This is a genomic window from Limimaricola sp. AA108-03 (assembly GCF_050847355.1).
GTDB lineage: Bacteria > Pseudomonadota > Alphaproteobacteria > Rhodobacterales > Rhodobacteraceae > Limimaricola.
The window spans coordinates 2,323,537-2,348,869 of sequence record NZ_CP193755.1 but is presented as its reverse complement, the minus strand read 5'-3'; the positions used below and the strand labels follow the sequence as shown (position 1 = coordinate 2,348,869).

The window sequence follows — 25,333 nt, the reverse complement described above, 5'->3', positions numbered from 1 at the left end:
GCTTCGCCCCTCGGATCGGAGGCGGCGGCAGCGGTTCCGCGGTCGCGTCAGCTCGGGCGCTTCAGCAGCCAGACCAGCACCCCGGCGAGCGTGCCCCAGAAGGCGCCGCTGACGCCGAGAAGGGTCATGCCGCTGGCGGCGAAGAGAAAGGTCAGTGCCGGCGCTTCGAGCCGGCCCGGCACGCTGAAGGCACCCGACAGCGACGAGACCAGCGCCGGGATCAGCGCCAGACCGGCCACGGCGGTGATCAGTTCGGACGGTGCAATGCTGGCCAGCGCCACGATCGGCTCGGCAAAGAGCGCCATGGCGACATAGGCCAGCCCCGAGGCGATCGCGGCCCAGTAGCGGCGCGACGGCTCGCGGCCTGCATCCTCACCCGACATCATGGCGGCGGTGATCGCGGACATGTTGACGGGGATGGCGCCGAAGGGGGCGATCAGCAGGCTGGCGAGGCCGGTGCGGCGGATCAGCGGCTGCCGCTCCACCGCGTAGCCGTTCAGTTCCAGCACCGCGAAGCCGGGGATGTTCTGGCCCGCCATCGTGACGAGGTAGAGCGGCAGCGCCACCGAGACGAAGCCCTGCAGGCTGAAGACCGGCATCAGCGGCACCAGATCCGGCAGGCCGGTGCCGCTCGCCGCCATCGCGCTGGCCGGGGCCTCGACGGCGAAGAAGGTCACGGCGAGAAAGGCGAGGATCGTCAGCGGCATCGCCGCGAGGCGGTGCCAGGCCAGTCCCGCCGCCCAGGCCAGCAGGAGCGGCAGGATCAGGGCGGGGGCCGTGCCGAGCGCCTGCGCAGGCGCGAAGCAGAGCCGCAGCAGCACGCCCGCCAGAAGCGCGTTGGCGACGGGCTTCGGGATCGCCGCCACGAGGCGTCCCAGCACCGGCACGAAGCCGGTGGCGAGGATCAGCGCCGCGCAGAGGATCATCGACCCCACCGCCTCGGCGAAGCCGCCGGGCAGGGCGCTGGCCGAGGCGAGAAAGGCCGCGCCGGGGGTCGACCATGCGACGGCGGCCGGGATCCGCGAGACGGCGGGCAGCCATATGCTGCACAGCCCCATCCCCAGCGTTGCGAAGAACAACCCCGTGGCGACCTGCGCCTCGGTGGCGCCCATCGCGCTCAGCCCCGCGAGCACGATCGCGAATGAGGCCGAATAGCCCACGAAGGCGGCAAGCAAGCCCATGTAGATCGCCGAAAACGAGGCTTCACGTATCATCGCGACGATGCCCTTTCGATTGTCCGCGGGCACGTCGCCCCTGCCACCTAGGGGCTACCTACGTGAAGTCATTCGGATATGCGAGTTCCTGCCGGCTCGCCGCGGTTCAGGCCCGGTCGCGGCCCCGATGGGGGCGTTCGGCCAGACCGTTCAGCCCGAGGCCCGGCGCGAACATGTGCTCAGGCCCGGCGTCTGCCCCATAGGGCCCAGACCCGAAGGTCGAACATGACCTTGGCCGTCGCGGCGAGAACCAGAAGGCAAAGCGCCGTCTTCGACACGGTTCCCATCGTTCCCTCGATCAGCAGCGCGTGGATCACGCTGCCCAGCGCGATGACCATCGCGAGGGTGGTGTGCGCGAGACGCCAGCGCCTTGGCCGGATGCGACGCTGTCGTCGCAGGATCGCCAGCAGCGCCGAGGCGAAGACGGCCCACATGGCGATGACGCCCCAGGCCGAGAAGGGTGTCGGGGAGGTAAAGAGCAGCGCGTCGATCACGTCGGGCGGGCTGGTCAACCAGAGCCCCGCGACATGGGCGGTGACGGCCACGACCAGCGTTCCGCCGATCCAGCGATGCACCCGGCGTCCGCGCAGCGATGGCAGGCCGGGCAGGTATCCCCCCGCGAGGAGCGGCTGCAACAGGATCAATGCCATCGCGGCGACCCCGGCGAAGCCGGCGCCGATATAGACCGGGTCGCGCCAAGCCAGCAGCGGGCTCGTCGCGGCCACGGCAAGGGGCACCACGATGGCGACCGAGAGCGCGCCCCAGATCAGGACCGGACGCAGCCGCACCGGGTACTCAGGCCGGTTGAAGCACGAATTGCGCGCTAAGGCTGGTGTCGCGCGCGCTGGCCATCACCGGGCGCAGGAACACCGTCTGGAAGGCATCGTCGTCATAGGCGAGGTGCCCGTGCGGCTGGCCGAAGGCGGGCACGATCTGCGGCATCTCCAGCCGGAACTGGCCATTGGCGTCGGTGAGCGTGGCGCCATGGCTGTGCGGATCGCGCTCGTGCCCCTCGGTGGTGTGGGCCCAGATCTGGATTCGCACCCCTGCGAGCGGCGCACCGTCACCGGCGCGGCGCACCGAGCCGGTCATCCAGAACCCGCCACCGCCGATGCGATCGACGATGGGCGCGCCGGGGAGGTAGTTGTTGGAGCCACCGCGCATGCTGGGCGTCGGCGCGAGCCCCTGCGCCCGGGCCGGCATCAGGAGACCCGAGGCCCCCGTGAGCAGCGCCGCGGCCATGGCGGCCGAGCCGGTGGCAAGGAAGGTACGGCGGGTCGTCGGTCGATCATGGATCATCTCGGTCCCTCCTGTCTGAGCCCACGAGGTCCGCGATGCCTCCCGGGACGGTCATGACTGCGTGCGGAATTCCCTATGGAAGCCATAGCAAATTCCGGCGTCGAAAGGGATGCGGGATGTCACCGCGCCCACGGCTTCGTGATGGGCCCTCCACCGGTCCGGGCATGATAACTCGACCGGGGAAGAGCGAGTCGCATCCGTTCGCCCAAGCCTCCATTGACACGAGATGGCTGTGGCGACGGTCATTCCAGGCTTCGGGCAGACCGTTTCGCCACGGACGGGACGGGAATATCCCCAATATACCCTTGATCCCAAGGGGTGGTTCTTGCAACTTCCAGCCAGCCCGAGTCGACCGGTCCCGCCCGGTCAGAGGCAAGGTCCCATAGCTCAACTGGATAGAGCAGCTGACTTCTAATCAGCAGGTTCGGGGTTCGAGTCCTCGTGGGATCGCCAGCCGCCTCGCGGCGGGTCTCGATCCGGTCTCAGCCTTTCTTCCCTTCCAGGCGCGCCGCGCGCAAAGCGGCGATCTTGGCGTTGCGGGCCTCGGTCTCGGCGTCGAGGATCGCCTTGGCGGCGCGGGTGGTGACGTCGCACTTGGTCTCGGGGACGGGGGTCGGGGCAGGACGATCGGGTGCCGCGCCGGTAGCGCGGATCATGCGGGCTTCGAGTTTGGCGAAAGTGGATTCGAGGGCGTTCATCAAACTGTCCTTTGATCGGGCGTCCGCTGTGCCGACGACATGCCGGCTCGGGGCCTCGCTGCAATAGAGATATACCGGCCCCATCGCTCGGCAAGGTCCCGCGCATCCGGCGCGGTGCGGCGGTCCAGACGGATCAAGGTGCGAATAGGGCTGTGGCCCGATCACGGGGCGGTGTAGAAAGCGATCGCGGAAACGGCATCAAGACCAACCAGCGGAACATGAGCAGATGATCACACGGGCATTCACGGCGGCAGCATTCGGCATCGTCGCGGCGGGCGCGGCGCAGGCGCAAGGCTTTGCGGGCGGCACGCTTTCGGTCGAGACCTCGGCCTTCTTCGAGGAGGCCGATATCGGCTACACCACCTATTCGGGCGGGTTGCAGTTCGATGTCGGCGCGGGCTTCGGCCTGGCGCTCGACCTCGCCTCCTATGGCTTTTCCGGCTTCGGCTCGGATGGCACCAACGCGACGCTGCACGCGATCTATGATTTCGGGCCGCTGATGGCGTTCGGCGATGCCCGCTTCGGGGCCTTCATCGGCCGCGACGGCTATGAGGATGGCGACGCCGAGATCTTCGGGATCGAGGGCGCGGGCGAGGTCTACGGGCTGCGCGCCGAGGGCTATCTGGCGCGGCATGACGGCGATCTGGGCGACATCAACCTCGCGGGCGTCTCGGCGCTTTACGACATCACGCCGCAGATCTTCGCCACGGGCGATTTCGGCGTCGCCGATGGCGAGGGCAATGCCGAGCTGATGCGCGTGGCGCTCGGCGGCGGCTACCGGATCGATGGCGGGCCGCGGCTCTGGGGCGAACTGGGCCGGATCGAGGCCGAGGAGGACGCCTTCAGCGGCGACGAGACCTATCTGGCGATCGGCGCCGAGATCGGCTTTGGGCCGATGTCCGGGACCAGCTTCGACAGCCGCAGCCTGTTCGACATAGTGCCGGGTCTCTGAGCCGGCTCAGGCTCTCAGGGCGCGCCGGGCGGGACCCCGGCATGCCCGATCGCGCGCAGGAAGCCTGTCACATGCGCGGCCCAGTCCTCCGGGCGTTCCGCAGGTGACAGGTGTCCGGCGCGTCGGATGATTTCGAACCGGGCGCCGGGGATCAGCTCCACCGTCTCGCGCATCAGGTCGGGGGGCGTCGAGCGGTCCTCGGCCCCTGCGAGACCCAGAACCGGAAGGCGCAGCCCCGACACCGGTGTCCAGAAATCGGTGCCCGAAACGGCGGCGCTCGACCCGGCATATCCTTCGAGCGGGGTGCCGGTCAGCACCCGGCGCGCCCGCGCCGCCACCGATCCGTGCCGCGCGTCGCGCCCGAGCCAGCGGTCGAGCACCGCGTCCGCCTGCGCGGCGACGCCGCCGCGACGGATCGCGGCGATCCGCTCCTCCCACAGCTTCGGCGTGCCGATCTTGGCGGCGGTGTTCGACAGCACCAGCCCGCGCACCAGATCGAGCCGCTTCACCGCCAGCCCCTGCGCCACCATGCCGCCCAGCGACAGCCCTGCGAAGACCGTGTCGGCGAGGCCGTGCGCCTCGATCACCGCCTCGGCGTCCGAGACCAGCTGGCCCATCGAATAGGGGGCGGGCGGTGCGTCGGAATTGCCGTGGCCGCGCAAATCGTAGCGCAGCACCCGGATGTCGCCCGGCAGGAGCGGCAGCACCGCGTCCCACAGCGTCATGTCCATGCCCAGCCCATGCGCCAGCACCAGCGCAGGCGCGCCATCCGGCCCCTGCAGCCGCGTCGCGAGGCGGCAGCCATCTCGCGCCTCGACGATCACGCGAGTGTCTCCAGCGCGCGGGCATAGAGCGCGGCATCGACATTGCCGCCGGTGGCCACCGCGATCACCGCGTCGCCATCGATCCGTTCGGGCCTGAACAGCGCCGCCGCAAGCGCCACGGCACCGCCCGGCTCGATCACCACCCGCAGGTGGCGGAACGCGAGCGCCATGGCGCGCAGCGCCTCCTCGTCGCCGACCGCGAGGCCGGGGCCGCAGAGCCGCTTCAGGATCGGAAAGGTGAGCGTGCCCGGCTGCGGCGTGACGATCGCGTCGCAGATCGAGCCCGAAAGCCTGTCGTTACGGCGGATCTCGCCTGCCGCGAGGCTGCGTGCCACGTCGTCGAAGCCCTCGGGCTCGGCAGGGCGCACCCGCAGCCCCGGGGCCTCGGCCTCGAGCGCCAGCGCCACGCCGGAACTCAGCCCGCCGCCGCCGCAGCAGACCAGCACCTCGGCGTGCGTGACGCCGGCCTCGGCTGCCTGCTCGGCCAGTTCGAGGCCCAGCGTGCCCTGGCCCGCGATCACCAGGGGGTCGTCGAAGGGCTTGATCAGCGCCAACCCGCGCGCCTCGGCCAGCGCCGCGCCCATCGCGTCGCGATCGTCGGTGTTGCGATCGAACGGCACGACCTCCGCGCCCAGCGCGCGGGTGTTGTCGATCTTGGCCTGCGGCGCGTCGACCGGCATCAGGATCACCGCCGGGATGCCATGCTCGCTCGCCGCATGCGCGACGCCCTGCGCGTGGTTGCCCGAGGAAAAGGCGATGACGCCACGCGCCCGCATATCCTCGGGGATCGCCGAAACGGCGGACCAGCCGCCGCGCGCCTTGAACGAGCCGGTGACCTGCAGGCATTCGGCCTTCACAAGCACCCTGCGGCCCGCGATGGCGTCGAGCGCGGGCGAGGACAGCAGCGGCGTGCGCCTCAGGTTGCGACCGATGCGGGCGCGCGCGGCCCGGATCATCTCGATATCGCTCAAGTCTCGTCCTCCATCGCGGTCCGGCAGCGCCCCAGCCAGTCTTCCAATGCCGCGAGCGCTTCCGGTTCGTCAAGGAAGGGGACATGACCGCGCCCGGGGACCTCGGCGAAGATCATGTCCGGGTGGCGGCGGCGCATCTCGGCCGCCGTGTCCGCGGTCAGGAGTTCGGAATTCGCACCGCGGATCAGCGCGGTGGGCAGGCCCCCGAGCGCGTCGAAGAGCGGCCAAAGATCGGGGGCGGGCTGCACCGCCCCGCCCAGTACCGCGTCGCGCAGCGCGGGGTCGTAGCGCAGGGCCAGCCCCTCCGGCGTCTCCTCGTAATGGCCGCGCACCTCCGCGAGCCAGCGCTCATGCGGCACCCCCTCGAAGCCGGTCCAGCTGCGGGCCCGGTCGCGCGCCGCTTCCTCCAAGCTCTTCTGCGCGGGCGTGATGCCGAGATAGCCCTTGATCGTCTCGAGGCCCGCCGGCGCGATATCGGGTCCGATATCGTTGAGCGCCACACCGATCAGCCGGTGCTTCACGGTGGCCGCCAGCGCCATGGCGATCAGTCCGCCGCGCGAGGTGCCGAGGATCGCGGCGCGCGACAGGCCGAGATGGTCCATCAGCCCCAGCACGTCGCGCGATTCCTGCATCACGGTATAGGTCGCGGGATCGGCCCAGGCCGAGCGGCCGCGACCGCGATAATCGGGCCGGATCAGCCGCGCGCCGCGCAGATGCGGCGCGACATGGTCGAAATCGGCGGCGTTGCGCGACAGGCCCGGAAGGCACAGGAGCGGCAGCCCCTCGCCCTCGTCGAGATAGTGCAGCCGCGTCCCATCCTCGGCCCGGAACTCGGGCATCAGGCGAACTCCGCGATATGGGTAAGATCGGGCAACTCATGGGTCGGTCGCGACCAGAGCCGGTCGCGCGGCTCGCCATGGCGGTTCACCCAGGCGGTGATGAAACCGTAACCGGTCGCGCCGGCGATGTCCCAGAAGTTCGAGCTGACGAAAAGCACCTCGTTCTTCTCGCAGCCGAAACGCTGGCCCACGAGGTCGTAGACCCGGGCATCGGGCTTGTAGACCCCGGCGGCCTCGGCCGAGAGCACCGCGTCGAGGCTGCCGCCGATGCCGGCGGATTCGACCGCGCGGTCGAGCATCTCGGGCGCGCCGTTCGACAGGATCGCGACGTTGCGGCCCTTGGCCTTGAGGTCGGCGAGCACCTCGCGCGCTTCGGGAAAGGCGGGCAGGGTGTCGTAGAGCGCCAGGAGCCGCGCCCGCAGGTCCGGGTCCGACAGCCCGGCCTTTTCGAGCGTCCAGGTCAGCGCGTCGGCGGTGACATGGCCGAAATCGATGTGATGGCCGGCGATGCTGCGCAGCCATGTGTATTCGAGCTGCTTGGTGCGCCAGTCCCGCGACACCTGCTCCCAGTTCTCCGCCAGCGCCTCCCCGCCGGGCTCGGCGCTGGCGATGCGGGCCGCGCCGCCGACGTCGAAAATCGTGCCGTATGCGTCGAAAACGATTGTGGTGATGGTCATGAAATCCCCCTCTGGTGGCGAGGCTGGCATGCCCCGCCTCCTAGGGAAAGGCTTCTCGGGGCGATCGGGTTGCGATCCGGGGTCAGGCTTCCTACCTTGGGGGGGACCGACGAGGAGCACCCGCCAGCAGCGGCCTCCAGACATTCACCCGCAAGAACCCCATTCAAGGAGAGGCTCATGACGCAAGTCAAGCAGGGCGACACCGTGCGCATCCATTACACCGGCACCCTTTCGGACGGCCAGACCTTCGATTCGAGCGAGGGCCGCGAGCCGCTCGAGTTCCAGGTCGGCTCCGGCCAGATCATCCCCGGTCTCGACAGCGCCATGCCCGGCATGGAAGTCGGCGAGAAGAAGACCGTCGAGGTGGCCTGCGACAACGCCTATGGCCAGCCCGATCCGAATGCCCGCCAGGCCGTGCCGCGCGACTCGATCCCGGCCGACATCCCGGTCGATCCGGGCACCCGCCTGCAGATGCAGACCCCGCAGGGCCAGGTCGTGCCGGTGACGGTGATGGAAGCCACCGAGGAGCAGGTGGTGCTCGATGCCAACCACCCGCTGGCCGGTCAGGACCTGACCTTCAAGGTCGAACTCGTGGGCGTCGACCCGGCCTGATCCCGGTGACATGACCAAGAAAGGCCCTGGCGACGTTTGTCGCCGGGGCCTTTTCGTGTCCGCTCCCCGCCCATGCCGGACCCGGTCCGGAACGCCCGGCAACCCATGCGCGGCAGCAGACGGACCCCGTCCGGTCCGTCGGGGGCCTGGAGAGGTCCGGGCCCGTTTGTCAAAGGCAGGATCGGTAACGAGCGGCCCCGCAAGACGACGAGCCGGTCGCCTCGCTCCGTCGATCCGCTGTCGCCGACTTCGGTTCGGGGCCGATATCCGGCAGTGCCCGGATATCGGTGCGAGGCCGCCGGTCATGGGCCGGAGGCGCCTGTCCTGCGCTCCCGCCGCGCGCTTCGCAGTCTGTTTTAGATGTTCTCGCTCTGCGGCATGCCCAGCACGTGGTAGCCGCCATCGACATGCACGATTTCGCCGGTGGTGCAGGCCGCCGCGTCCGAGCAGAGATAGAGCGCAGTGCCCCCCACGGCCTCGAGCGTCGCGTTTGAGCGCAGCGGCGCATTCATGTTGGTGTGCTTGAAGGTCTTGCGCGCGCCGCCGATGGCAGCGCCCGCCAGCGTCTTCATCGGGCCGGGGGAGACCGCGTTGACGCGGATGCCCTCGGGGCCGAGGTCGTTGGCAAGGTAGCGCACGCTGGCTTCCAGCGCCGCCTTGGCCACGCCCATCACGTTGTAGAAGGGCGTCACCTTGTTCGAGCCCTGATAGGTCAGGGTGATGATCGAGCCGCCGGCGCTCATCAGCGGATGGGCGCGGCGAGCGATGTCGATCAGCGAATAGCAGGAGATGTCGAGCGAGTTGCGGAAGTTCTCCCGGCTGGTGTTGATGAACCGGCCGGTCAGCTCGTCCTTGTTGGAATAGGCGATCGCGTGGACCACGAAATCCAGTCGGCCCCAGCGCTCCTCGATCTTCTTGAAGGCGGCGTCGAGCGAGGCGTCATCGGTGACGTCGACATCGAGCAGGAAATCCGAATTGAGCTGCGCCACGAGCGGCGCGACGCGCCGCCCGAAGGTTTCGCCCTGGTAGGAGAAGGCCATCTCGGCCCCGGCGCCATGCAGCGCCTTTGCGATGCCCCATGCGATAGAGCGGTCGTTCGCGACCCCCATGACAAGCCCGCGCTTGCCCACCATCGACATCATGTCCGTCTCTCCTGCCTGTCTCGTCAGTCGTTGAAGCGCGACAGCAGCATCGAGCCGTTGGTGCCGCCGAAGCCGAAGCTGTTGGTCATCACCGTGTCGAGACCGGCATTTTCGCGCAGTTCGGTCGCGATCTCGCCTTCGTTGATCCCCTCGGCGAGGTTCTCGACGTTGATCGACGGTGCGATGTAGTCGCCCTTGAGCATCAGCAGGCAGTAGATCGCCTCCTGCGCGCCGGTCGCCCCCTGGCTGTGACCGGTCATCGACTTGGTCGAGGAAATGGGCGGCGTGTTGCCCTCGCCGAAGACGCGGCGCACCGCCTCGACCTCGCCCACGTCGCCCACCGGCGTCGAGGTGCCATGCGCGTTGATGTAGCCGACCTTGCGATCCTCGGGCAGGGTGGAGAGCGCGATGCGCATCGCCCGCTCGCCGCCTTCGCCCGAGGGCGCCACCATGTCATGCCCGTCGGAGGTCGCGGCGAAGCCGGTGACCTCGGCGTAGATCTTGGCGCCGCGCGCGCGGGCGTGGTCCAGATCCTCGAGCACCACCATGCCGCCGCCACCGGCGATGACGAATCCGTCACGGTCGCGGTCGAAGGCGCGCGACGCCTTCTCGGGCGTGTCGTTGAACTTCGAGGACATCGCGCCCATCGCGTCGAACAGGCAGGACAGGGTCCAGTCGAGCTCCTCGCCGCCGCCGGCGAACATCACGTCCTGCTTGCCCATCATGATCTGCTCGGCGGCGGCGCCGATGCAGTGCAGCGAGGTCGAACAGGCCGAGGTGATCGAGTAGTTGATGCCCTTGATCGCATAGGCGGTCGAGAGGTTCGCCGAGACGGTCGAGGACATGCCGCGCGGCACCATGAGCGGCCCGATGCGCTTCGGCGAGCCGGTCTTGAGCACGGTCTGATGCGCGGCGAAAAGGTTCGAGGTCGAGGGACCGCCCGAGCCCGCGATCAGGCCGGTGCGCTCGTTCGAGATCTCGGTCTCGGTCAGCCCGGCATCGGCGATCGCCTGGCGCATCGAGAGGTAGGCGTAACCCGCCCCCGGTCCCATGAAGCGCAGGGTCCGCTTGTCGATCTCTTCCTTGAGGTCGATCTTCAACGTGCCCGCGACACGGCTGCGAAAGCCGTATTCGGCCATTTCCTCGGAGGCCTCGATGCCCGAGCGGCCCGCGCGCAGCGCGGCATCCACTTCCTCGGCCGAGTTTCCGATGGGCGAGACGACCCCGAGGCCGGTGACGACGACGCGACGCATGGCGCCTCCTTCCTTGACGGGTTCAGCTCTCGGAGAGAGCGACCTTCATGTCCTTGACGAGATAGATGGTCTCACCGTCGGCCTCGACCCGGCCGTCGGCGACGCCCATGGTGAGACGGCGGGTCTGAACCGCCTTGGTGAAATCAACGTAATAGGTGAGCTTCTTGCGATCGGGGCGCACCATGCCGGTGAGCTTCACCTCACCGACGCCGAGCGCGTAGCCGCGCCCCTTCCAGCCGCGCCAGCCGAGGTTGAACCCGGTCAGCTGCCACAGCCCGTCGAGGCCGAGGCAGCCGGGCATGATCGGGTTGCCCGGAAAGTGGCACTCGAAGAACCACAGGTCAGGCGTGATGTCGAACTCGGCCACGACATGGCCCTTGCCGTGCTCGCCGCCATCGCCCGAGATGTCGGTGATGCGATCCATCATCAGCATCGGCGGCGCCGGAAGCTGGGCGTTGCCCGGCCCGAACAGTTCGCCGCGCGAACATTTCAGCAGCGCGTCCTTGTCGAACTGGGTCGGATACTGTGACATGTGGCCCCGTCGGTTCGTTTCGGTTTCGTTGGCACAAGCCTCTAGCACCGGGCCGCGCGATAGGGCAAGGGCGGGGGCCGTGCGGCGCGATTGCGCGACATTGAAATTGCCGTGGATAAAGGGCATATCTGGTTCGTCATGACGCACACGTCCCAACCTCGCGCCCGTCGCGGCGCCGATTGGCTGGCCACGGCCGGGCTGCGCCCGACGCGCCAGCGGCTCGCGCTCGCCACGCTGCTGGTGGGCGACGGGCAGGATCGCCATGTCACCGCCGAGAGCCTGTTCGAGGCGGCCTCGCAGGCCGGCTACAAGGTGTCGCTCGCGACGGTCTACAACACGCTCTCGGCCTTCTGCGCCGCCGGCCTGATGCGCGAGATCACCGTGGACGGCTCGAAGAGCTATTTCGACACCGACATGACCGACCACCCGCATTTCTACTGGGAGGACGACGCGCGGCTCTCCGACGCGCCGGCCGATCAACTCGAGATTTCGCGGCTGCCCTCGGCCCCCGACGGCGCCGAGATCGCCAAGGTCGACGTGGTGATCCGGCTGCGCCGGCGCTGAATCGATCCTCGGGTCGGGTATCACGCGCAGGAGCGGGTTGCAGAAAAGGGTCTGAAGGCAAGGGCGAAGCCAACCCGCTTTGCGCCTCATCTTTCTCCAAATACGCAGTCTGCAAGGCCGGCCCCGCGCTGCCTTCGGGTCATCTGCTTGCAGCTTCCTGTCCACGCGCCTAGCCTCCCGCGCAAACTCAAAGGAGGTTGCGCCATGCAGATGGATGAAGTTGCGCGCCGGGGCCTCGTGCTCCTGGGCTGCGGCAAGATGGGTTCGGCGATGCTGGCGGGCTGGCTCGAAGGCGGTCTGCCGAAGCAGTCCGTCACCGTGCTCGACCCCAAACCCTCGGAGTGGCTGCAAAAGCAGGGCGTGCGCCTGAACGAGGAGCTTCCCGAAGACCCGGCGATCGTGCTGGTCGCGGTGAAGCCGCAGATGATGGGCGACGCTTTGCCCTCGATGCAGGCCAAGGGCAACGGCACGACGCTGTTCGTCTCGGTCGCGGCCGGTACGCCGATCGCCACCTTCGAACAGGCGCTGGGCGAGAGCACCCCGATCGTGCGCGCCATGCCGAACACGCCTTCGGCGATCGGCCGCGGCATCACCGCGATCATCGGCAACGCGCATGCCACGCCCGAACAGGTCGATCTTGCGGAAGAGCTGCTGCGGGCCGTGGGACAGGTGGTGCGGCTGGAATCCGAGGACCAGATGGACGGCGTCACCGCCGTGTCGGGCTCCGGTCCGGCCTATGTGTTCCATCTGATCGAGACCATGGCCAAGGCGGGCGAGGAGCAGGGGCTGAGCCCCGAGCTGGCGCTCCAGCTTGCCACCGCCACCGTGGCGGGTGCGGGCGCGCTGGCCGATGGCTCGGACGAGCATCCCGGCAAGCTGCGCGAGAACGTGACCTCGCCCAACGGCACAACCCAGGCCGCGCTCGACGTGCTGATGAACGAGAAAGACGGCTTCCCGGTACTGCTGAGCCGGGCGCTCAAGGCCGCGGCCGACCGCTCCCGCGAGCTTGCGAATGGGTGAGGCGCGGTCTTCGGAGATCGTCTTCGACGATTTCGCCAAGGTGGACATCCGCGCGGGCACGGTGACCCGCGCGGAGCCCTATCCGGAAGCCCGCAAGCCCGCGATCAAGCTCTGGATCGATTTCGGCGAGGAGATCGGCGAAAAGCGGTCCTCGGCGCAGATCGCGACACATTACGACCCCGCCGATCTGGAGGGCCGGCAGGTGCTGGCGGTGGTGAACTTTCCGCCGCGCCAGATCGGTCGGTTCCTGTCGGAGGTGCTGGTGCTCGGCCTGCCCGACGCCGAGGGCGCGATCGTGCTGATCGGCCCGGACCAGCCTGTGCCGTCGGGAGGGCGGCTGTCATGACCAAGAAGACCATGCTCGTCACGCGGCCGCTGCCGCAATCCGTGCTCGACGCCTGCGCGCAGAAGTTCGAGGCGACCTTCCGCGACGCCGATCGCGGATTGACTGAGGCCGAGGCGGCCGAGGCGCTCGGCGCCTATGACATCATCCTGTGCACGCTGGGCGATCGTTTCACCGCGCAAGCCTTCGCGCAGGCCGGCGAGATCCGCTGTGGCCTGCTCGCCAATTTCGGCGTGGGCTACAACCATATCGATGCGGATGCCGCACGCGCGGCCGGCGTCGCGGTGTCGAACACGCCGGGCGCGGTCACCGATGCCACCGCCGATATCGGCCTGACGCTGCTTCTGGCCACGGCGCGCCGTGCCGGCGAGGGCGAGCGGCTGGTGCGGGCCGGGGCGTGGACCGGCTGGGCGCCGACGCAGATGCTGGGCGCGCATGTGACCGGCAAGACCGTCGGCATCGTCGGCATGGGCCGGATCGGCCAGGCCGTGGCCAAGCGCTGCGCGCTCGGCTTCGACATGCAGGTGCTCTATCACAGCCGCTCGTCCAAGGCGGTGCCGCTGCCCGCGATGCAGGTGGGCGATCTCGAGGAACTGATGTCCTCGGCCGATTTCGTGGTGGTGACGGTGCCGGCCACGCCGGAGACCAGGCACCTGATCAGCCGCGACATGCTGTCGGTGATGAAGCCGGGTGGCGTCCTCATCAATATCTCGCGCGGCGACGTGGTCGACGAGACGGCGCTGATCGAGGCGCTGGAGGCGGGTCGGATCGGCGGCGCCGGGCTCGATGTCTACGAGAACGAGCCCGAGGTGCCGGAGCGGCTGCGCAGGCTCGACAATGCGGTGCTGCTGCCGCATCTGGGCACGGCGGCGCTCGAGGTGCGCGAGGCGATGGGGCGGATGGCCTTCGACAACGCCTGCGCCTTCGTCAAGGATCAGGCACCGCCGAACCTCGTCAACTGATCCTCAGGCGGGGCGGTCGCCGATCGCCTCGCGGAAATGCCGGCGGCAGAGCGAGACGTAGCGGTCGTTGCCGCCGATCTCGACCTGGTCGCCCGCCATCGCCACCCGGCCCTCGGCATCTTTGCGCACCACCATGGTCGCCTTGCGGCCGCAATGGCAGATGGTGCGCACCTCGCGCATCTCGTCGGCCAGCGCCAGCAGCGTCGCCGAGCCGGGAAACAGGTGCCCGAGAAAGTCGACGCGCAGCCCGTAGCACATCACCGGGACCTTCAGATCGTCCACCGCGCGGGCGAGCTGCCACACTTGGTCGGGGGACAGGAACTGCGCCTCGTCGACGAAGACGCAGGCGCAGGGTGTTTCGAGCCGCGCCCTGATCTTCTCGAACAGGTCGTCGCCCGCGTCGAAGGTGTCGGCCCTCGAGCCGATGCCGATCCGGCTCTTGATGAAGCCCTCGCCCGAGCGGTTGTCGAAGCGCGCGGTCAGCAGGTAGGTCTGCATACCCCGCTCGGCGTAGTTGTGCGCCGCCTGCAACAGCACCGTCGACTTGCCGGCGTTCATGGTCGAGTAGTTGAAATAGAGCTTGGCCATGGCCCGGTCACATACAAAGGGCGGCGCGTCCTGACAACGCGCCGCCGGGGCCGGGGGCAAGAGTTTTGCAAAACTCTTGCGCAAATCCTTCGAAGGATTTGGATCAGGCCTGGGAGGGAACGTCGCCCTGCAATTGCATCCGGCCGATCGGCCGCACGCTGGTCGCCTGCGGGCCCATGCCGTTCGGGCCGTCATCGACGATCGACAGCTCCACGGGCGTATTCTCCTCGAGCTTGCCGAAGCCGTCCTCGGCGACGCTCGCCTTGTGGAACCAGATGTCGCGACCGTCGAGAGTCTCGATGAAACCGTATTCGGTGAAGAGCTGACGCACCCGGCCCTGTGGCGGCCCCTCATGCGCCTTCACGTCGCCCTGTACCTTCTGGGCGGCATGCTCGAGCTGGCGCTCCATCGCGTAGAAGGCATCCCGCACGGCGAGGTAGGGATCATGCTTGTCGCCCTTGCCCGGGTCATGGCTCACCACGAGCTCCTTGCCCGGCACGCGGCATTCAACGCGCACGTGGTAGCCCTTGGCGCCGCCCTGGCTGCGGTTCGGGACCTCGACCACGACGTGACAGCTCGTGATGTGGTTGTGAAAGCGCTCCAGCTTGGCGGCGCGTTCGCGGATCCGGGCCTCCAGCCCGTTCGAGCTGTCCATGTTGTGGAAGGCGATCTCGAGGGGGGTATCCATGCGTTTCTCCCTTCTGGTTGGTAAGGGAGAAACGCATGGTCGCTCACGCCGTTCCGGTCAGCGTCAAGCCTGCAGCGAACGCACGCCGACCTCGCCCTCGACCCGGGCCTTCATCGCCTGGGCCGCGGCCTGCGCGGCGGCGGCGGTGGTGAAGTAGGGGATCTTGGCGTGCAGCGCCGCCGAGCGGATGTCGCGGCTGTCCTCGATCGCCTGCGCGCCCTCGGTGGTGTTCATCACCAGCGCCACGTGGCCGTCCTTGAGCCGGTCGACGATGGTGAGCCCGCCCTCGTAGAGCTTGTTCACCAGCTCCGCCTCGATGCCGTTCTCCTTGAGCCAGGCCAGCGTGCCCCGAGTGGCAAGGATGCTGAGCCCGAGATCGGTGACGGTGCGCGCGGCCTCGGCCATGGCCGGGGTCTTGTCGCCGTCGCGGATCGACAGGAACACGCGGCCCTCGCGTGGCAAGTCCGAGCCCGCTCCCATCTGTGCCTTGAGGAAGGCCAATGCGAAGCTGCGATCCCAGCCCATCACCTCGCCGGTGGAGCGCATCTCCGGCCCGAGAATGGTGTCGACGCCGGGGAAGCGGGCGAAGGGCAGAACCGCCTCCTTGACCGAGAACCACGGCATGTTCGGATCGGCCAGGGTCATCGGGTCGGCGAAGGGCAGGGGGGTGTCGTAGTCGACGTTTTCATAGGCCGGGCGGAACGGGAAGGCCGAGAGCTTCTCGCCGGCCATCAGACGTGCCGCGATCGAGGCGATGGCGCTGTCGGTGGCCTTGGCGACGAAGGGCACGGTGCGCGAGGCGCGCGGGTTCACCTCGATCAGGTAGACCTCGTCGTCCTTGACCGCGAACTGCACGTTCATCAGCCCGACCACGCCCAGCGCCTTGGCCAGCGCCTCGGTCTGGCGCCGGATCTCGGCCTGGATCTCTTCGCTAAGCGAATGCGGCGGCAGGCAGCAGGCACTGTCGCCCGAATGCACGCCGGCCTCCTCGATATGCTGCATGATGCCCGCGACATGCACCTGTTCGCCGTCGCACAGCGCGTCGACATCGACCTCGGTCGCGCCCGAAAGATAGCTGTCGAGCAGCACCGGGCTCTTGCCCGAGACAACCACGGCATCGCGGATGTAGCGCTTAAGGTGGTCCATGTCGCGGACGATCTCCATGGCGCGCCCGCCCAGCACGTAGGAGGGGCGGATCACCAGCGGGAAGCCGATGCTTTCGGCGATGTCGAGAGCCTGGGCGTCGGTCGAGGCGATGCCGTTCTTCGGCTGCTTGAGCCCGAGCCGGTTCACCAGGTCCTGGAACCGCTCGCGGTCCTCGGCGAGGTCGATCGCGTCGGGGGTGGTACCGAGGATCGGGATGCCCTCGTCATGCAGCGCGTTGGCGAGCTTGAGCGGGGTCTGGCCGCCGAACTGCACGATCACGCCATGCAGCGTGCCGCGCTCCTGCTCGACCCGCAGGATCTCCATCACGTGCTCGAAGGTCAGTGGCTCGAAATAGAGCCGGTCGGAGGTGTCGTAATCGGTCGAGACGGTCTCGGGGTTGCAGTTGACCATGATCGTCTCGTAGCCCGCATCGGTCAGCGCGAAGCAGGCGTGGCAGCAGCAATAATCGAACTCGATGCCCTGGCCGATCCGGTTCGGCCCGCCGCCGAGGATCACCACCTTCTTGCGGTCCGAGGGGCGCGCCTCGTCCTCGACCTCGCCCATCACCGGGTGCTCGTAGGTCGAGTACATGTAGGGCGTCTGCGCTTCGAACTCGGCGGCGCAGGTGTCGATCCGCTTGAACACCGCGGTGACCCCGAGATTGCGCCGCGCGCGACGGACATTGTCCTCGTCGCGCCCCGTGAGCATCGCGAGGCGCGCATCGGAGAAGCCCATCATCTTGAGGTGGCGCAGCCCTTCCTCGGTGGTCGGCAGGCCATTCCTGCGGATCTCGGCCTCAGTCTCGACGATCTCGCGGATGCGGGCCAGGAACCACGGGTCGAACTTGGTCACGGCCTGGATCTCGTCGTTCGACAGCCCCTCGCGCATCGCCTGCGCGATGACCCGAATCCGGTCGGGGGTGGTCTTCGACAGCGCCTTGGTGATCGCCGCCTTGTCCGGTGCGCCGGCGATCTCGATCTCGTCGAAGCCGGTCAGACCGGTCTCCATCGAGGCCAGCGCCTTCTGGAAGGATTCGTGGAAGGTCCGGCCGATCGCCATCGCCTCGCCCACCGACTTCATCGCGGTGGTCAGATGCGGCTCGGAGCCGGGGAACTTCTCGAAGGCAAAGCGCGGGATCTTGGTGACGACGTAATCGATGGTCGGCTCGAAGCTTGCCGGCGTCACCTTGGTGATGTCGTTGTCGAGCTCGTCGAGCGTGTAGCCCACGGCGAGCTTGGCCGCGATCTTGGCGATCGGGAAGCCCGTGGCCTTGGAGGCCAGCGCCGAGGAGCGCGAGACGCGCGGGTTCATCTCGATCACCACCATGCGGCCGTCATCGGGGTTCACCGCCCACTGCACGTTCGAGCCGCCGGTCTCGACGCCGATCTCGCGCAGAACGGCGATCGAGCCGTTGCGCATGTGCTGGTATTCGCGGTCGGTGAGGGTCAGCGCCGGGGCGACGGTGATCGAATCGCCGGTATGCACGCCCATCGGGTCGACGTTCTCGATCGAGCAGACGATGATGGCGTTGTCGGCGCGGTCGCGCACCACCTCCATCTCGTATTCCTTCCAGCCCAGCAGGCTCTCGTCGACGAGAATCTGGCCCACGGGCGAGGCATCCATGCCGGTGCGGCAGTAATGCTCGTATTCGGCGCGGTTATAGGCGACGCCGCCCCCCGTTCCGCCCAAGGTGAAGGCCGGACGGATGATCGCCGGCAGGCCGATCTCCTCGAGCGCCTCGATGGCGAGGCTGACACCTGCGTTCAGGTCGCGCTTGCCATTGGCCAGCTTCGGCGCGGTGATGATCGTGGCCTTCGGGTTCTCGAGCCCGATCCGGTCCATCGCCTCGCGGAACAGCTTGCGGTCCTCGGCCATCTCGATGGCCTCGCGCTTGGCGCCGATCATCTCGACGCCGAACTTTTCCAGCACGCCCATGTCGGCGAGCGCCAGCGAGGTGTTGAGGCCGGTCTGCCCGCCCATGGTGGGCAGCAGCGCGTCGGGGCGCTCCTTCTCGATGATCTTGGCCACGACCTCGGGGGTGATCGGCTCGATGTAGGTGGCGTCGGCCAGCCCCGGATCGGTCATGATCGTCGCGGGGTTGGAGTTCACGAGGATGACCCGGTAGCCCTCTTCGCGCAGCGCCTTGCAGGCTTGCGCGCCCGAGTAGTCGAACTCGCAGGCCTGGCCAATGACGATCGGCCCCGCGCCGATGATCATGATCGAGCGGATATCGGTTCTTTTCGGCATGGGACCCTCGTGTTTCTCGCGCAGCCTCAAGGGGAGGGGGCCGCGCAAATCGTCGCGGTTATAGACATGGGCGGGCGCAGCGCAAGGCCCCGCGGTCCCGCTAGGGAAAGCAATCGTCCCGCCCCCTGTCGCCCGGCCGTCCGGCGATGTATCGGGGAGGCGCAAAAGAATGTGGACGAAGATGCGGATAGGCTTCGACAGCGGCCCCGGCGGGCGGGGCGCAATCTTCTCGCGCCCGCAGCGGCTGATCGAGGCGTGGCAGCCCGGCGGCGTGCCGCTGGCGCTGGCCGCCATCGACGCGGCGCGGGCCGAGGGGGCTTGGGTCGCGGGCTATGCGAGCTACGAGCTGGGCTATGCGCTGGAGCGGCGCCTGGCCCCCGCGATGCCCGCGCCGCGCCGTCTGCCGCTCCTTCGCTTCGGCGTGTTCGAGACAGAACCCGAGCGATGGTCTCCCCGGGCCGGCCCCGCCAGCCTCGGGGCCTTCGTTCCGCGCTGGACAGCCACCGAGCACGCGGCCGCGCTGGAACGGGTGCGGGCCTATATCGCGGCGGGCGACATCTATCAGGCCAATCTGACCTTCCCACTGGATGCGGCGTGCTCGGGAAGCCCCGAGGCGCTGTTCGCGGCGCTGTCGCGCGGCCAGAGGGTGTCGCACGGGGCGTTGGTCGAGCAGGAGGGGCTGCCGGCGCTGGTCTCGCGCTCACCGGAGCTGTTCTTCGCCACGGACGGGGCCGGGCGCATCGAGACCCGGCCGATGAAGGGCACGCGGCCGCGCGGCGCGACGCCCGCGGAGGACGCCGCGCATCGCGCCTTTCTCGCCGCCGACGAGAAGAACCGCGCCGAGAACCTGATGATCGTCGATCTGCTGCGCAACGATCTGAGCCGGGTGGCGTTGCCGGGCAGCGTTTCGGTGCCGAAGCTGTTCGACATCGAAACCTATGCGACGGTGCACCAGATGGTGAGCCATGTCGCGGCACGGCTCGCGCCCGGTGTCGGCCTCGGGGCAGTCCTCGCGGCGCTGTTTCCCTGCGGCTCGATCACCGGCGCGCCCAAGCTGCGGGCGATGGAGATCATCCGCGAGCTGGAGCCGTGGCCGCGCGAGGCCTATTGCGGCGCGATCGGCTGGGCCGCCCCCGATGGTCGGTCCTCCTTCAACGTCGCGATCCGCACGCTGATGGTCGAGGCGGGGCGCGCCACGCTCAATGTCGGCGGCGGCATCGTCTGGGACAGCGATGCGGCTTCGGAATGGGACGAGGCGTTGTGGAAGACCCGCTTCGCCCGCATTCCGGGCTGAACCATGGCCACTTTGTTCTCCAAATACGCAAATCCGCCGGTGGCGCCCGGTGCGCGGCCGCAGATCATCGAGACGCTTGGCGCGCATCCCGGCGAGGGCCCGCGCCGCTTGCCCGCGCATCTCGACCGCATGGCAGCCACCGCCGAGGCGCTGGGCTACCCCTTCGACCGCGCCCACGCCGAGACGCTGCTCGACCTCGCGCCCGAGGCGCCGCTGCGCTGCCGCCTGACGCTTGGTCCCGGTGGCGAGCTCGGCCTGACCACGGCGCCGCTCGGGCCGAACCCGCCGGAATGGCGCGTGGCGATCCATCCCGAGCCTCTCGACCCGTCCGACCCCTGGCTCTACCGCAAGACGACGCGGCGCAGGCTCTACGACGAGGCGCGGGCCGCGCTGCCCGAAGGCGTGGACGAGTGGCTGTTCCTGAACCGGGCGGGCGAGGTTTGCGAGGGCACGATCACCAATCTCTTCGTCGGGGATCGCACGCCGGCTTTGTCCTGCGGCCTGTTGCCCGGCGTGCTGCGGGCCGAGCTCTTGGGGCAGGGCTGGCGCGAGGCGGTCGTGACACCGGACGAGCTCGCAGGTGCGGGCTTCTACATGGGCAACTCGCTTCGCGGACTGATCCCGGCGCGGCTCGTCGCGGGCTGACCCCTCGGCTTGCTTGACATCAAGGCCCCAACCCGGTGTATCGGCGCGACACCCGCCGAAAGGGACCAAGAATGCACGCCTACCGCACCCACACCTGCGCCGCCCTGACCCGTGACAATGTCGGCGATACCGTCCGGCTGTCGGGCTGGGTGCACCGGATCCGCGACCATGGCGGCATCCTGTTCATCGACCTGCGCGACCATTACGGCGTCACGCAGGTGCTCTGCGACCCCGACAGCGCCGCCTTCGCCGAGGTCGAGAAGCTGCGCTCGGAATGGTGCATCCGCATCGACGGCGAGGTGAAGGCCCGCGCGCCCGAACTGGTGAACCCCAAGCTGCCGACCGGCGAGATCGAGGTCTTCGTGCGCGGCGTCGAGGTGCTGGGCGCGTCGAAGGAGCTGCCGCTGCAGGTCTTCGGCGATCAGGAGTACCCCGAGGAGACGCGTCTCAAGTACCGCTATCTCGACCTGCGTCGCGAGGCGATGCAGGCCAACATGACGCTGCGCTCGGACGTGGTCCGCTCGATCCGCCAGCGGATGTGGGACCAGAACTTCCGCGAGTACCAGACGCCGATCATCACCGCCTCCTCCCCTGAGGGCGCGCGCGACTTCCTCGTGCCCTCGCGCCTGCATCCGGGCAAGTTCTACGCGCTGCCGCAGGCGCCGCAGCAGTTCAAGCAGCTCCTGATGGTGTCGGGCTTCGACAAGTATTTCCAGATCGCGCCGTGCTTCCGCGACGAGGACCCGCGCGCCGACCGCTCGCCCACCGATTTCTACCAGCTCGACATGGAGATGAGCTTCGTCGAGCAGCAGGACGTGTTCGACACGATCCAGCCCGTCATGCAGGGCATCTTCGAGGAGTTCGGCGGCGGCCGGAAGGTCGACACCGAATGGCCGCTGATTTCCTACAAGGACGCGGCGCTGTGGTACGGCACCGACAAGCCGGACCTGCGCAACCCGATCAAGATGCAGGACGTTTCCGAGCATTTCAAAGGGTCGGGCTTCGCGATCTTCGCCAAGCTGCTGGAACAGGAAGGCACGCAGATCCGCGCGATTCCCGCGCCGACCGGCGGCAGCCGCAAGTTCTGCGACCGGATGAACGCCTTCGCCCAGAAGGAAGGCCTGCCGGGCATGGGCTACATCTTCTGGCGCGAGGCCGAGGGCGGCATGGAAGCCGCCGGTCCGCTCGCCAAGAACATCGGGCCCGAGCGCACCGAGGCGATCCGCCAGCAGTTGGGCCTCGGCGTCGGTGACGCGGCCTTCTTCCTCGGCGGCAAGCCCGAGGCCTTCGAGCGCGTGGCGGGCCGCGCCCGCGTCGCGATCGGCGAGGAGCTCGGCCTGACCGAGACCGACCGCTTCGCCTTTGCATGGATCGTCGATTTCCCGATGTACGAGAAGGACGACGAGGGCCGGATCGACTTCAGCCACAACCCGTTCTCGATGCCGCAGGGCGGCATGGAGGCGCTGCAGGGCGATCCGCTCGAGGTGCTGGGCTACCAGTACGACCTCGCCTGCAACGGCTACGAGCTGATCTCGGGCGCGATCCGGAACCACAAGCCGGAGATCATGTTCAAGGCGTTCGAGCTCGCCGGTTACGGCGAGGACGAGGTGCGCAAGCGCTTCGGCGGCATGGTCAACGCGTTCCAGTACGGCGCGCCCCCGCATGGCGGCTGCGCGGCGGGCATCGACCGCATGGTGATGCTGCTCGCCGACGAAGCCAACATCCGCGAGGTCATCCTCTTCCCGATGAACCAGCGGGCCGAGGATCTGATGATGAACGCGCCGTCGGAGCCCTCGAACGAACAGCTGCGCGAGTTGCGGCTGCGGGTGCTGCCGCCCGAGAGCTGAAGACATGGACCCGACGCTCGCCCTGGCCCGCTCCACCGCGCTTCACGCGCTCGACCGGGCCGGGGTGTTGCTCGGGATCGGAGCGCGGGCCGGTTGCATGGAGGTCCGGCTAGTGCCCGACCAGTTCGGGTTCGCCGAGCAGATCGGCATCTGCGTGGGCTTCGCGTCAGATCCACATTGCCGTTGATCGGCCAGGCGCCGCCGGACACCGATCCCGCGTTCGACGTCGAAAGCCTTGCAGCATGCCTCGCCGATGCGCGCGCCGCGATCGAGGCCATGCCCGAGGCGCCATTGGTCGAAGGTATCGCGCATCGGGCAGGCTTTGCCGATCTGGAGCAGTCACCCGAGGCCTATCTCGCCGCTTTCGCCCTGCCGAACCTGTGGTTCCACCTGTCGATGGCACATGCGATCCTGCGGGCGCAGGGCGTGCCGGTGGGCAAGGCCGATTTCGACGGGCTGCATCGCTACCCCGAAGGGTTCAGCTGGATCGACTGAAACGGGGTGCGGGTCAGAGTACCAGCCCCCCCAGCACGCAGATCCAGGCGAGCCCCACCGCCGCGCCCGCCACCGCCACCGCGGCACTCCCCGAATCCTTGGCCTGCTTGGCCAGTTCGCGGCGTTCTTCGCTCACGTCGTCGACCACCCGCTCGATCGCGGTGTTGAGGCATTCGAAGGCCAGCACCATGACGCCGCCCATCAGCAGCATGCCCCGCTCGCCGGCCGAGAGTGGCAGCAGGAAGGCGAGGCCGGCCGAGACGATATTGGCCCACATCCATTGGTGCAGGCTGCCCTCGGTGTTCCAGATATGCTTGAGGCCCTGCCAGGACCAGACCGCGCGCATGCGCAGCCTCTCGTAATGTTCGCGCATCTTCGGCTCCCGGATCGGAGCGCGCAGAATGGCCGCTCTGCCGGGCGAAGCCAAGACGCGCCGAGGCCTTGCCGGCAGCAATGAAATGCCGGTGACGCTGCGACCTGTACCAATGCCCCCTGCACCGGCCGCCGCTCCGCGCTAGATGTGACCCATGACACCTCAACACGAAGACTATCCCGCCTATGCCCGTTCCGAGCGCATCGCCGATGGCGTGATCCATGCGCTCGGCGTGACCTTCGCGCTGACCGGCGCGGTGCTGCTCATCGTGTTCTCGGCGATGGCGGCGGAGGCGCAGGCGGGCCGGATCGCCGCCGTCGCCGTCTATGGCGGCGCGCTGGTCGCGACCTTCACGGCCTCGGCCTTCTACCACATGACTCCATGGACCGGGCTCAGGCCGGTGCTGCGGCGGATCGACCATGCGGCGATCTATCTGAAGATCGCGGGCACCTACACGCCGCTGGTTGTGCTGATCGGCTCGGCCTTCGCCTATGCGATCCTCGCGGTGGTCTGGGCGGTGGCGCTGGGCGGCGCGATCTCGCGACTGTTCTTCTGGAAAAGCCCGGGCCGGCTCGGGCCGACGCTCTACCTCCTCCTCGGCTGGCTCAGCACCGCGCTGGTCTGGTCGTTGGCGCTGACGCTGCCGGTGGCCTCGACCGTGCTGGTGGTCATCGGCGGGCTGCTCTACTCGGCCGGCGTGATCTTCTTCCTGTGGGAAAAGCTGCGCTTTTCCAACGCGATCTGGCACGGCTTCGTGTTGGCCGCCTCGGCCTGCTTCTTTGCCGCGATCACGATGGGGGTGCTCGGCTGAGCACCCCCGACCGGCTTTCGGCCCGTTCAGAAGATCGCGTCAGAGGCCCGCAGCGGTACGGCGGACGATCTCCATGCGCTGCGCGTTCGGCGGGTGGGTCCCGAGGAAGGTGTCGCCCGGATCCGGGATTCGCAGGAAGAACTGGGCGCCATTGACGGGATCGTAGCCCGCGCGCTTGGCGATGGTGGTGCCCAGCGCATCGGCCTCCAGTTCGAAATCCTTGGAGTAGCTGCGCGCGCCGACGCCCGCGCCGATCTGCTGCGCCGTGCGCACCACATCGGCGTTGCCGCCACCCAGTCCGCTGGCGAGCTGGCCGAACACCGTGGCGCCGATTGCGGCGTTGCGGCTCTGCCGGTCGAGATGGCCGGCGATGTGATGCGCCGCCTCGTGGCTGAGCACGAAAGCGAGCTCGTCGGCGTTTCGTACCTCGCCCAGCAGCGCCACGGTGAAGGCGAGGATCGGCCGTCCCTGCGCATCGCGGGTCTGGTAGGCGTTGGCGGGCTGGCCGGGGCGGTCATCGACGACGATCCGGAAATCGCAATCGAGCTGCGGCGCGTTGGCGCGGCAGACCTGTTCGGCGACCGGCTCGAGCCGTTCGACCACCCGCACGAAATTGCGCGCGGCGATGCGGGCGGCATCGGGGTCGGCCACCACGCCGGGCCCCTTAGAGACGGTCACCTGGGTCGGGGCCGGGGTGCCGGGGCGGGTGACGGTGGTGGTTCGCTGCGGGCCGGTGGCGACCACGACGGGGGGTGCACAGGCCGAGAGCCCGAGGCCGGCGGCCAGGGCGAGGAGAGTGAGGCGTGACAGCATCGGCAGGAATTTCCGGTTGTCTGAGGGCTTTGCAGATGATCCTAGCGGTGCGGCCCGGGCGCGGCCAGTCCCGCGGGGGCGCCGTTCACGCGATCGGCATGGGGTTGCCGTCGCGCTTGCGGCACGGACCGGGCCTGCCTAGGCTGGGGCCATGTTTACCATCGAGCACGATTTCGACGCCACCGTGGTCACCCTCGTCGACGAGGGGACGGCGAACCTGCAGGAGGACGTCACCGTCTGCGCCTTCGAGGATTGCGTCACGGTGGAGCAATACGACCCCCGGCGTGATGCGGTGGTCCGCATCACCCTGTCGCTGCATCAGGCGAGGGAACTGGGCGCGGCGCTGCACCTGCCCGAAGGGATCTACCGGGCGAAGTCGGAAAGCTGAGCGCGCCTGTCCCAACCCTTTTTCGGGGATACCTCCGAAAAGGGCCTTCGGGCTGGTCGAGGCCCGGAAGGCCGGGTTTGGCCCGCCGGGCTGCGC

The 25,333-nt window shown here is 68.7% G+C and carries 29 protein-coding genes and 1 tRNA gene; 14 read left to right on the top strand and 16 right to left on the bottom strand.

Features of this window, described 5'->3' with window-relative positions; all coding sequences use genetic code 11:
- Positions 1-47: 47 nt before the first annotated feature.
- The 3 genes from ACRAQ3_RS11480 to ACRAQ3_RS11470 all read right to left on the bottom strand — a co-directional run bounded on the left by ACRAQ3_RS11480 (position 48) and on the right by ACRAQ3_RS11470 (position 2,513).
- Positions 48-1,214: a benzoate/H(+) symporter BenE family transporter gene (locus tag ACRAQ3_RS11480; protein WP_432254706.1), complete on the bottom strand. Its 1,167-nt coding sequence runs from the start codon at positions 1,212-1,214 to the stop codon at positions 48-50.
- A 179-nt stretch (positions 1,215-1,393) separates the two neighbouring features.
- The gene (locus ACRAQ3_RS11475; protein WP_432256283.1) at positions 1,394-1,996 is read right to left on the bottom strand and encodes a ferric reductase-like transmembrane domain-containing protein; all 603 of its coding nucleotides are present in this window, start codon (positions 1,994-1,996) and stop codon (positions 1,394-1,396) included.
- Positions 1,997-2,009: 13 nt separating this feature from the next.
- Positions 2,010-2,513 carry a twin-arginine translocation pathway signal gene (locus ACRAQ3_RS11470; RefSeq protein ID WP_432254705.1) on the bottom strand — a complete coding sequence of 168 codons (504 nt, stop codon included), beginning with the start codon at positions 2,511-2,513 and terminating at the stop codon, positions 2,010-2,012.
- Between the two features lie 376 nt (positions 2,514-2,889).
- On the opposite strand from ACRAQ3_RS11470, the gene ACRAQ3_RS11465 reads away from it, so the two are divergent.
- Positions 2,890-2,966 (top strand) — tRNA-Arg (locus tag ACRAQ3_RS11465).
- A gap of 29 nt (positions 2,967-2,995) precedes the next feature.
- Here the strand turns inward: ACRAQ3_RS11465 and ACRAQ3_RS11460 are convergent.
- Positions 2,996-3,211 carry a hypothetical protein gene (locus ACRAQ3_RS11460; RefSeq protein ID WP_432254704.1) on the bottom strand — a complete coding sequence of 72 codons (216 nt, stop codon included), beginning with the start codon at positions 3,209-3,211 and terminating at the stop codon, positions 2,996-2,998.
- 226 nt (positions 3,212-3,437) lie between these two features.
- On the opposite strand from ACRAQ3_RS11460, the gene ACRAQ3_RS11455 reads away from it, so the two are divergent.
- Complete coding sequence (locus ACRAQ3_RS11455) at positions 3,438-4,163, top strand: hypothetical protein (RefSeq protein ID WP_085895553.1); 726 nt, start codon at positions 3,438-3,440, stop codon at positions 4,161-4,163.
- A gap of 14 nt (positions 4,164-4,177) precedes the next feature.
- Here ACRAQ3_RS11455 and pcaD read toward each other — a convergent pair whose 3' ends face one another.
- Genes pcaD through ACRAQ3_RS11435 form a run of 4 tightly spaced genes read right to left on the bottom strand, consistent with a single transcriptional unit; the run spans position 4,178 to position 7,474 of the window.
- Positions 4,178-4,987, bottom strand: a complete 810-nt coding sequence (pcaD, locus tag ACRAQ3_RS11450) for a 3-oxoadipate enol-lactonase (protein ID WP_432254703.1) — start codon at positions 4,985-4,987, stop codon at positions 4,178-4,180.
- Positions 4,984-5,958 carry a threonine ammonia-lyase gene (locus tag ACRAQ3_RS11445; protein WP_432254702.1) on the bottom strand — a complete coding sequence of 325 codons (975 nt, stop codon included), beginning with the start codon at positions 5,956-5,958 and terminating at the stop codon, positions 4,984-4,986. The genes pcaD and ACRAQ3_RS11445 overlap by 4 nt, the downstream gene beginning before the upstream one ends.
- Positions 5,955-6,797: an alpha/beta fold hydrolase gene (locus tag ACRAQ3_RS11440; protein ID WP_432254701.1), complete on the bottom strand. Its 843-nt coding sequence runs from the start codon at positions 6,795-6,797 to the stop codon at positions 5,955-5,957. Before ACRAQ3_RS11440 ends, ACRAQ3_RS11445 begins: the two co-directional genes overlap by 4 nt.
- Positions 6,797-7,474: a haloacid dehalogenase type II gene (locus ACRAQ3_RS11435; RefSeq protein ID WP_432254700.1), complete on the bottom strand. Its 678-nt coding sequence runs from the start codon at positions 7,472-7,474 to the stop codon at positions 6,797-6,799. The genes ACRAQ3_RS11440 and ACRAQ3_RS11435 overlap by 1 nt, the downstream gene beginning before the upstream one ends.
- Positions 7,475-7,651: 177 nt before the next feature.
- Here ACRAQ3_RS11435 and ACRAQ3_RS11430 point away from each other — a divergent pair, with 177 nt between their 5' ends.
- Positions 7,652-8,086, top strand: a complete 435-nt coding sequence (locus ACRAQ3_RS11430) for an FKBP-type peptidyl-prolyl cis-trans isomerase (protein ID WP_085895558.1) — start codon at positions 7,652-7,654, stop codon at positions 8,084-8,086.
- 356 nt (positions 8,087-8,442) lie between these two features.
- On the opposite strand, the gene ACRAQ3_RS11425 is transcribed toward ACRAQ3_RS11430, so the two are convergent.
- The 3 genes from ACRAQ3_RS11425 to fabA are packed head-to-tail and all read right to left on the bottom strand — an operon-like array spanning position 8,443 to position 11,013.
- Complete coding sequence (locus tag ACRAQ3_RS11425; protein ID WP_432254699.1) at positions 8,443-9,228, bottom strand: enoyl-ACP reductase FabI; 786 nt, start codon at positions 9,226-9,228, stop codon at positions 8,443-8,445.
- 23 nt (positions 9,229-9,251) lie between these two features.
- Entirely contained in the window at positions 9,252-10,481 is a 1,230-nt protein-coding gene (gene fabB, locus ACRAQ3_RS11420) for a beta-ketoacyl-ACP synthase I (protein ID WP_432254698.1), read from the bottom strand.
- Between the two features lie 22 nt (positions 10,482-10,503).
- Positions 10,504-11,013, bottom strand: coding sequence for a bifunctional 3-hydroxydecanoyl-ACP dehydratase/trans-2-decenoyl-ACP isomerase (fabA, locus tag ACRAQ3_RS11415; protein WP_269396140.1), 510 nt, complete (start codon positions 11,011-11,013; stop codon positions 10,504-10,506).
- A gap of 138 nt (positions 11,014-11,151) precedes the next feature.
- Here fabA and irrA point away from each other — a divergent pair, with 138 nt between their 5' ends.
- The 4 genes from irrA to ACRAQ3_RS11395 all read left to right on the top strand — a co-directional run bounded on the left by irrA (position 11,152) and on the right by ACRAQ3_RS11395 (position 13,902).
- Complete coding sequence (gene irrA, locus ACRAQ3_RS11410; protein WP_269396139.1) at positions 11,152-11,577, top strand: iron response transcriptional regulator IrrA; 426 nt, start codon at positions 11,152-11,154, stop codon at positions 11,575-11,577.
- A 204-nt stretch (positions 11,578-11,781) separates the two neighbouring features.
- Positions 11,782-12,597 carry a pyrroline-5-carboxylate reductase gene (gene proC / locus ACRAQ3_RS11405; RefSeq protein WP_432254697.1) on the top strand — a complete coding sequence of 272 codons (816 nt, stop codon included), beginning with the start codon at positions 11,782-11,784 and terminating at the stop codon, positions 12,595-12,597.
- Complete coding sequence (locus ACRAQ3_RS11400) at positions 12,590-12,943, top strand: tRNA-binding protein (protein WP_370160689.1); 354 nt, start codon at positions 12,590-12,592, stop codon at positions 12,941-12,943. The genes proC and ACRAQ3_RS11400 overlap by 8 nt, the downstream gene beginning before the upstream one ends.
- The gene (locus ACRAQ3_RS11395; protein ID WP_269396136.1) at positions 12,940-13,902 is read left to right on the top strand and encodes a 2-hydroxyacid dehydrogenase; all 963 of its coding nucleotides are present in this window, start codon (positions 12,940-12,942) and stop codon (positions 13,900-13,902) included. Before ACRAQ3_RS11400 ends, ACRAQ3_RS11395 begins: the two co-directional genes overlap by 4 nt.
- A 3-nt stretch (positions 13,903-13,905) precedes the next feature.
- Here ACRAQ3_RS11395 and ACRAQ3_RS11390 read toward each other — a convergent pair whose 3' ends face one another.
- From ACRAQ3_RS11390 to carB, 3 genes are all read right to left on the bottom strand, one after another.
- Positions 13,906-14,490, bottom strand: coding sequence for a thymidine kinase (locus ACRAQ3_RS11390; protein WP_432254696.1), 585 nt, complete (start codon positions 14,488-14,490; stop codon positions 13,906-13,908).
- A 103-nt stretch (positions 14,491-14,593) separates the two neighbouring features.
- Positions 14,594-15,178, bottom strand: coding sequence for an HPF/RaiA family ribosome-associated protein (locus ACRAQ3_RS11385; RefSeq protein WP_269396134.1), 585 nt, complete (start codon positions 15,176-15,178; stop codon positions 14,594-14,596).
- A gap of 63 nt (positions 15,179-15,241) precedes the next feature.
- Entirely contained in the window at positions 15,242-18,571 is a 3,330-nt protein-coding gene (gene carB / locus ACRAQ3_RS11380) for a carbamoyl-phosphate synthase large subunit (RefSeq protein ID WP_432254695.1), read from the bottom strand.
- Between the two features lie 181 nt (positions 18,572-18,752).
- On the opposite strand from carB, the gene ACRAQ3_RS11375 reads away from it, so the two are divergent.
- The 5 genes from ACRAQ3_RS11375 (at position 18,753) to ACRAQ3_RS11355 (ending at position 22,852) form a co-directional block, all read left to right on the top strand.
- Entirely contained in the window at positions 18,753-19,865 is a 1,113-nt protein-coding gene (locus tag ACRAQ3_RS11375) for an aminodeoxychorismate synthase component I (RefSeq protein WP_432256282.1), read from the top strand.
- Between the two features lie 3 nt (positions 19,866-19,868).
- A complete protein-coding gene (locus ACRAQ3_RS11370; protein ID WP_432254694.1) occupies positions 19,869-20,510 on the top strand; it encodes an aminotransferase class IV family protein in 642 nt (213 codons plus the stop codon).
- Positions 20,511-20,581: 71 nt separating this feature from the next.
- Positions 20,582-22,357, top strand: a complete 1,776-nt coding sequence (gene aspS / locus ACRAQ3_RS11365) for an aspartate--tRNA ligase (RefSeq protein WP_269396131.1) — start codon at positions 20,582-20,584, stop codon at positions 22,355-22,357.
- 4 nt (positions 22,358-22,361) lie between these two features.
- Positions 22,362-22,544, top strand: coding sequence for a hypothetical protein (locus ACRAQ3_RS11360; protein WP_432254693.1), 183 nt, complete (start codon positions 22,362-22,364; stop codon positions 22,542-22,544).
- A complete protein-coding gene (locus tag ACRAQ3_RS11355) occupies positions 22,535-22,852 on the top strand; it encodes a DUF1993 family protein (RefSeq protein WP_432254692.1) in 318 nt (105 codons plus the stop codon). Before ACRAQ3_RS11360 ends, ACRAQ3_RS11355 begins: the two co-directional genes overlap by 10 nt.
- Before the next feature lie 13 nt (positions 22,853-22,865).
- Here the strand turns inward: ACRAQ3_RS11355 and ACRAQ3_RS11350 are convergent, their stop codons facing one another.
- Positions 22,866-23,225, bottom strand: coding sequence for a diacylglycerol kinase (locus tag ACRAQ3_RS11350; protein ID WP_269396129.1), 360 nt, complete (start codon positions 23,223-23,225; stop codon positions 22,866-22,868).
- A 154-nt stretch (positions 23,226-23,379) separates the two neighbouring features.
- On the opposite strand from ACRAQ3_RS11350, the gene trhA reads away from it, so the two are divergent.
- On the top strand, positions 23,380-24,036 hold the full coding sequence (trhA, locus tag ACRAQ3_RS11345; RefSeq protein ID WP_432254691.1) for a PAQR family membrane homeostasis protein TrhA: 657 nt from the start codon (positions 23,380-23,382) through the stop codon (positions 24,034-24,036).
- 39 nt (positions 24,037-24,075) lie between these two features.
- On the opposite strand, the gene ACRAQ3_RS11340 is transcribed toward trhA, so the two are convergent.
- Complete coding sequence (locus ACRAQ3_RS11340; protein ID WP_432254690.1) at positions 24,076-24,849, bottom strand: M48 family metallopeptidase; 774 nt, start codon at positions 24,847-24,849, stop codon at positions 24,076-24,078.
- Between the two features lie 151 nt (positions 24,850-25,000).
- Between ACRAQ3_RS11340 and ACRAQ3_RS11335 the strand changes: the two genes are divergently transcribed.
- Complete coding sequence (locus ACRAQ3_RS11335; protein ID WP_269396126.1) at positions 25,001-25,237, top strand: hypothetical protein; 237 nt, start codon at positions 25,001-25,003, stop codon at positions 25,235-25,237.
- The last annotated feature ends 96 nt before the right edge of the window (positions 25,238-25,333 follow it).

What these genes read in the sequence shown, in the direction of transcription:
- ACRAQ3_RS11425 (WP_432254699.1), bottom strand. Translation starts at nt 9,228, where the DNA reads ATGATGTCGATGGTGGGCAAGCGCGGGCTTGTCATGGGGGTCGCGAAC.
- ACRAQ3_RS11455 (WP_085895553.1), top strand. Translation starts at nt 3,438, where the DNA reads ATGATCACACGGGCATTCACGGCGGCAGCATTCGGCATCGTCGCGGCG.
- irrA (WP_269396139.1), top strand. Translation starts at nt 11,152, where the DNA reads ATGACGCACACGTCCCAACCTCGCGCCCGTCGCGGCGCCGATTGGCTG.
- ACRAQ3_RS11440 (WP_432254701.1), bottom strand. Translation starts at nt 6,797, where the DNA reads ATGCCCGAGTTCCGGGCCGAGGATGGGACGCGGCTGCACTATCTCGAC.
- ACRAQ3_RS11435 (WP_432254700.1), bottom strand. Translation starts at nt 7,474, where the DNA reads ATGACCATCACCACAATCGTTTTCGACGCATACGGCACGATTTTCGAC.
- ACRAQ3_RS11370 (WP_432254694.1), top strand. Translation starts at nt 19,869, where the DNA reads ATGGCCACTTTGTTCTCCAAATACGCAAATCCGCCGGTGGCGCCCGGT.
- ACRAQ3_RS11385 (WP_269396134.1), bottom strand. Translation starts at nt 15,178, where the DNA reads ATGGATACCCCCCTCGAGATCGCCTTCCACAACATGGACAGCTCGAAC.
- fabA (WP_269396140.1), bottom strand. Translation starts at nt 11,013, where the DNA reads ATGTCACAGTATCCGACCCAGTTCGACAAGGACGCGCTGCTGAAATGT.
- ACRAQ3_RS11430 (WP_085895558.1), top strand. Translation starts at nt 7,652, where the DNA reads ATGACGCAAGTCAAGCAGGGCGACACCGTGCGCATCCATTACACCGGC.
- ACRAQ3_RS11335 (WP_269396126.1), top strand. Translation starts at nt 25,001, where the DNA reads ATGTTTACCATCGAGCACGATTTCGACGCCACCGTGGTCACCCTCGTC.
- fabB (WP_432254698.1), bottom strand. Translation starts at nt 10,481, where the DNA reads ATGCGTCGCGTCGTCGTCACCGGCCTCGGGGTCGTCTCGCCCATCGGA.
- proC (WP_432254697.1), top strand. Translation starts at nt 11,782, where the DNA reads ATGCAGATGGATGAAGTTGCGCGCCGGGGCCTCGTGCTCCTGGGCTGC.
- ACRAQ3_RS11460 (WP_432254704.1), bottom strand. Translation starts at nt 3,211, where the DNA reads ATGAACGCCCTCGAATCCACTTTCGCCAAACTCGAAGCCCGCATGATC.
- ACRAQ3_RS11390 (WP_432254696.1), bottom strand. Translation starts at nt 14,490, where the DNA reads ATGGCCAAGCTCTATTTCAACTACTCGACCATGAACGCCGGCAAGTCG.
- aspS (WP_269396131.1), top strand. Translation starts at nt 20,582, where the DNA reads ATGCACGCCTACCGCACCCACACCTGCGCCGCCCTGACCCGTGACAAT.
- ACRAQ3_RS11360 (WP_432254693.1), top strand. Translation starts at nt 22,362, where the DNA reads ATGGACCCGACGCTCGCCCTGGCCCGCTCCACCGCGCTTCACGCGCTC.
- ACRAQ3_RS11375 (WP_432256282.1), top strand. Translation starts at nt 18,753, where the DNA reads ATGCGGATAGGCTTCGACAGCGGCCCCGGCGGGCGGGGCGCAATCTTC.
- carB (WP_432254695.1), bottom strand. Translation starts at nt 18,571, where the DNA reads ATGCCGAAAAGAACCGATATCCGCTCGATCATGATCATCGGCGCGGGG.
- ACRAQ3_RS11400 (WP_370160689.1), top strand. Translation starts at nt 12,590, where the DNA reads ATGGGTGAGGCGCGGTCTTCGGAGATCGTCTTCGACGATTTCGCCAAG.
- ACRAQ3_RS11395 (WP_269396136.1), top strand. Translation starts at nt 12,940, where the DNA reads ATGACCAAGAAGACCATGCTCGTCACGCGGCCGCTGCCGCAATCCGTG.
- ACRAQ3_RS11470 (WP_432254705.1), bottom strand. Translation starts at nt 2,513, where the DNA reads ATGATCCATGATCGACCGACGACCCGCCGTACCTTCCTTGCCACCGGC.
- ACRAQ3_RS11350 (WP_269396129.1), bottom strand. Translation starts at nt 23,225, where the DNA reads ATGCGCGAACATTACGAGAGGCTGCGCATGCGCGCGGTCTGGTCCTGG.
- trhA (WP_432254691.1), top strand. Translation starts at nt 23,380, where the DNA reads ATGACACCTCAACACGAAGACTATCCCGCCTATGCCCGTTCCGAGCGC.
- ACRAQ3_RS11480 (WP_432254706.1), bottom strand. Translation starts at nt 1,214, where the DNA reads ATGATACGTGAAGCCTCGTTTTCGGCGATCTACATGGGCTTGCTTGCC.
- ACRAQ3_RS11340 (WP_432254690.1), bottom strand. Translation starts at nt 24,849, where the DNA reads ATGCTGTCACGCCTCACTCTCCTCGCCCTGGCCGCCGGCCTCGGGCTC.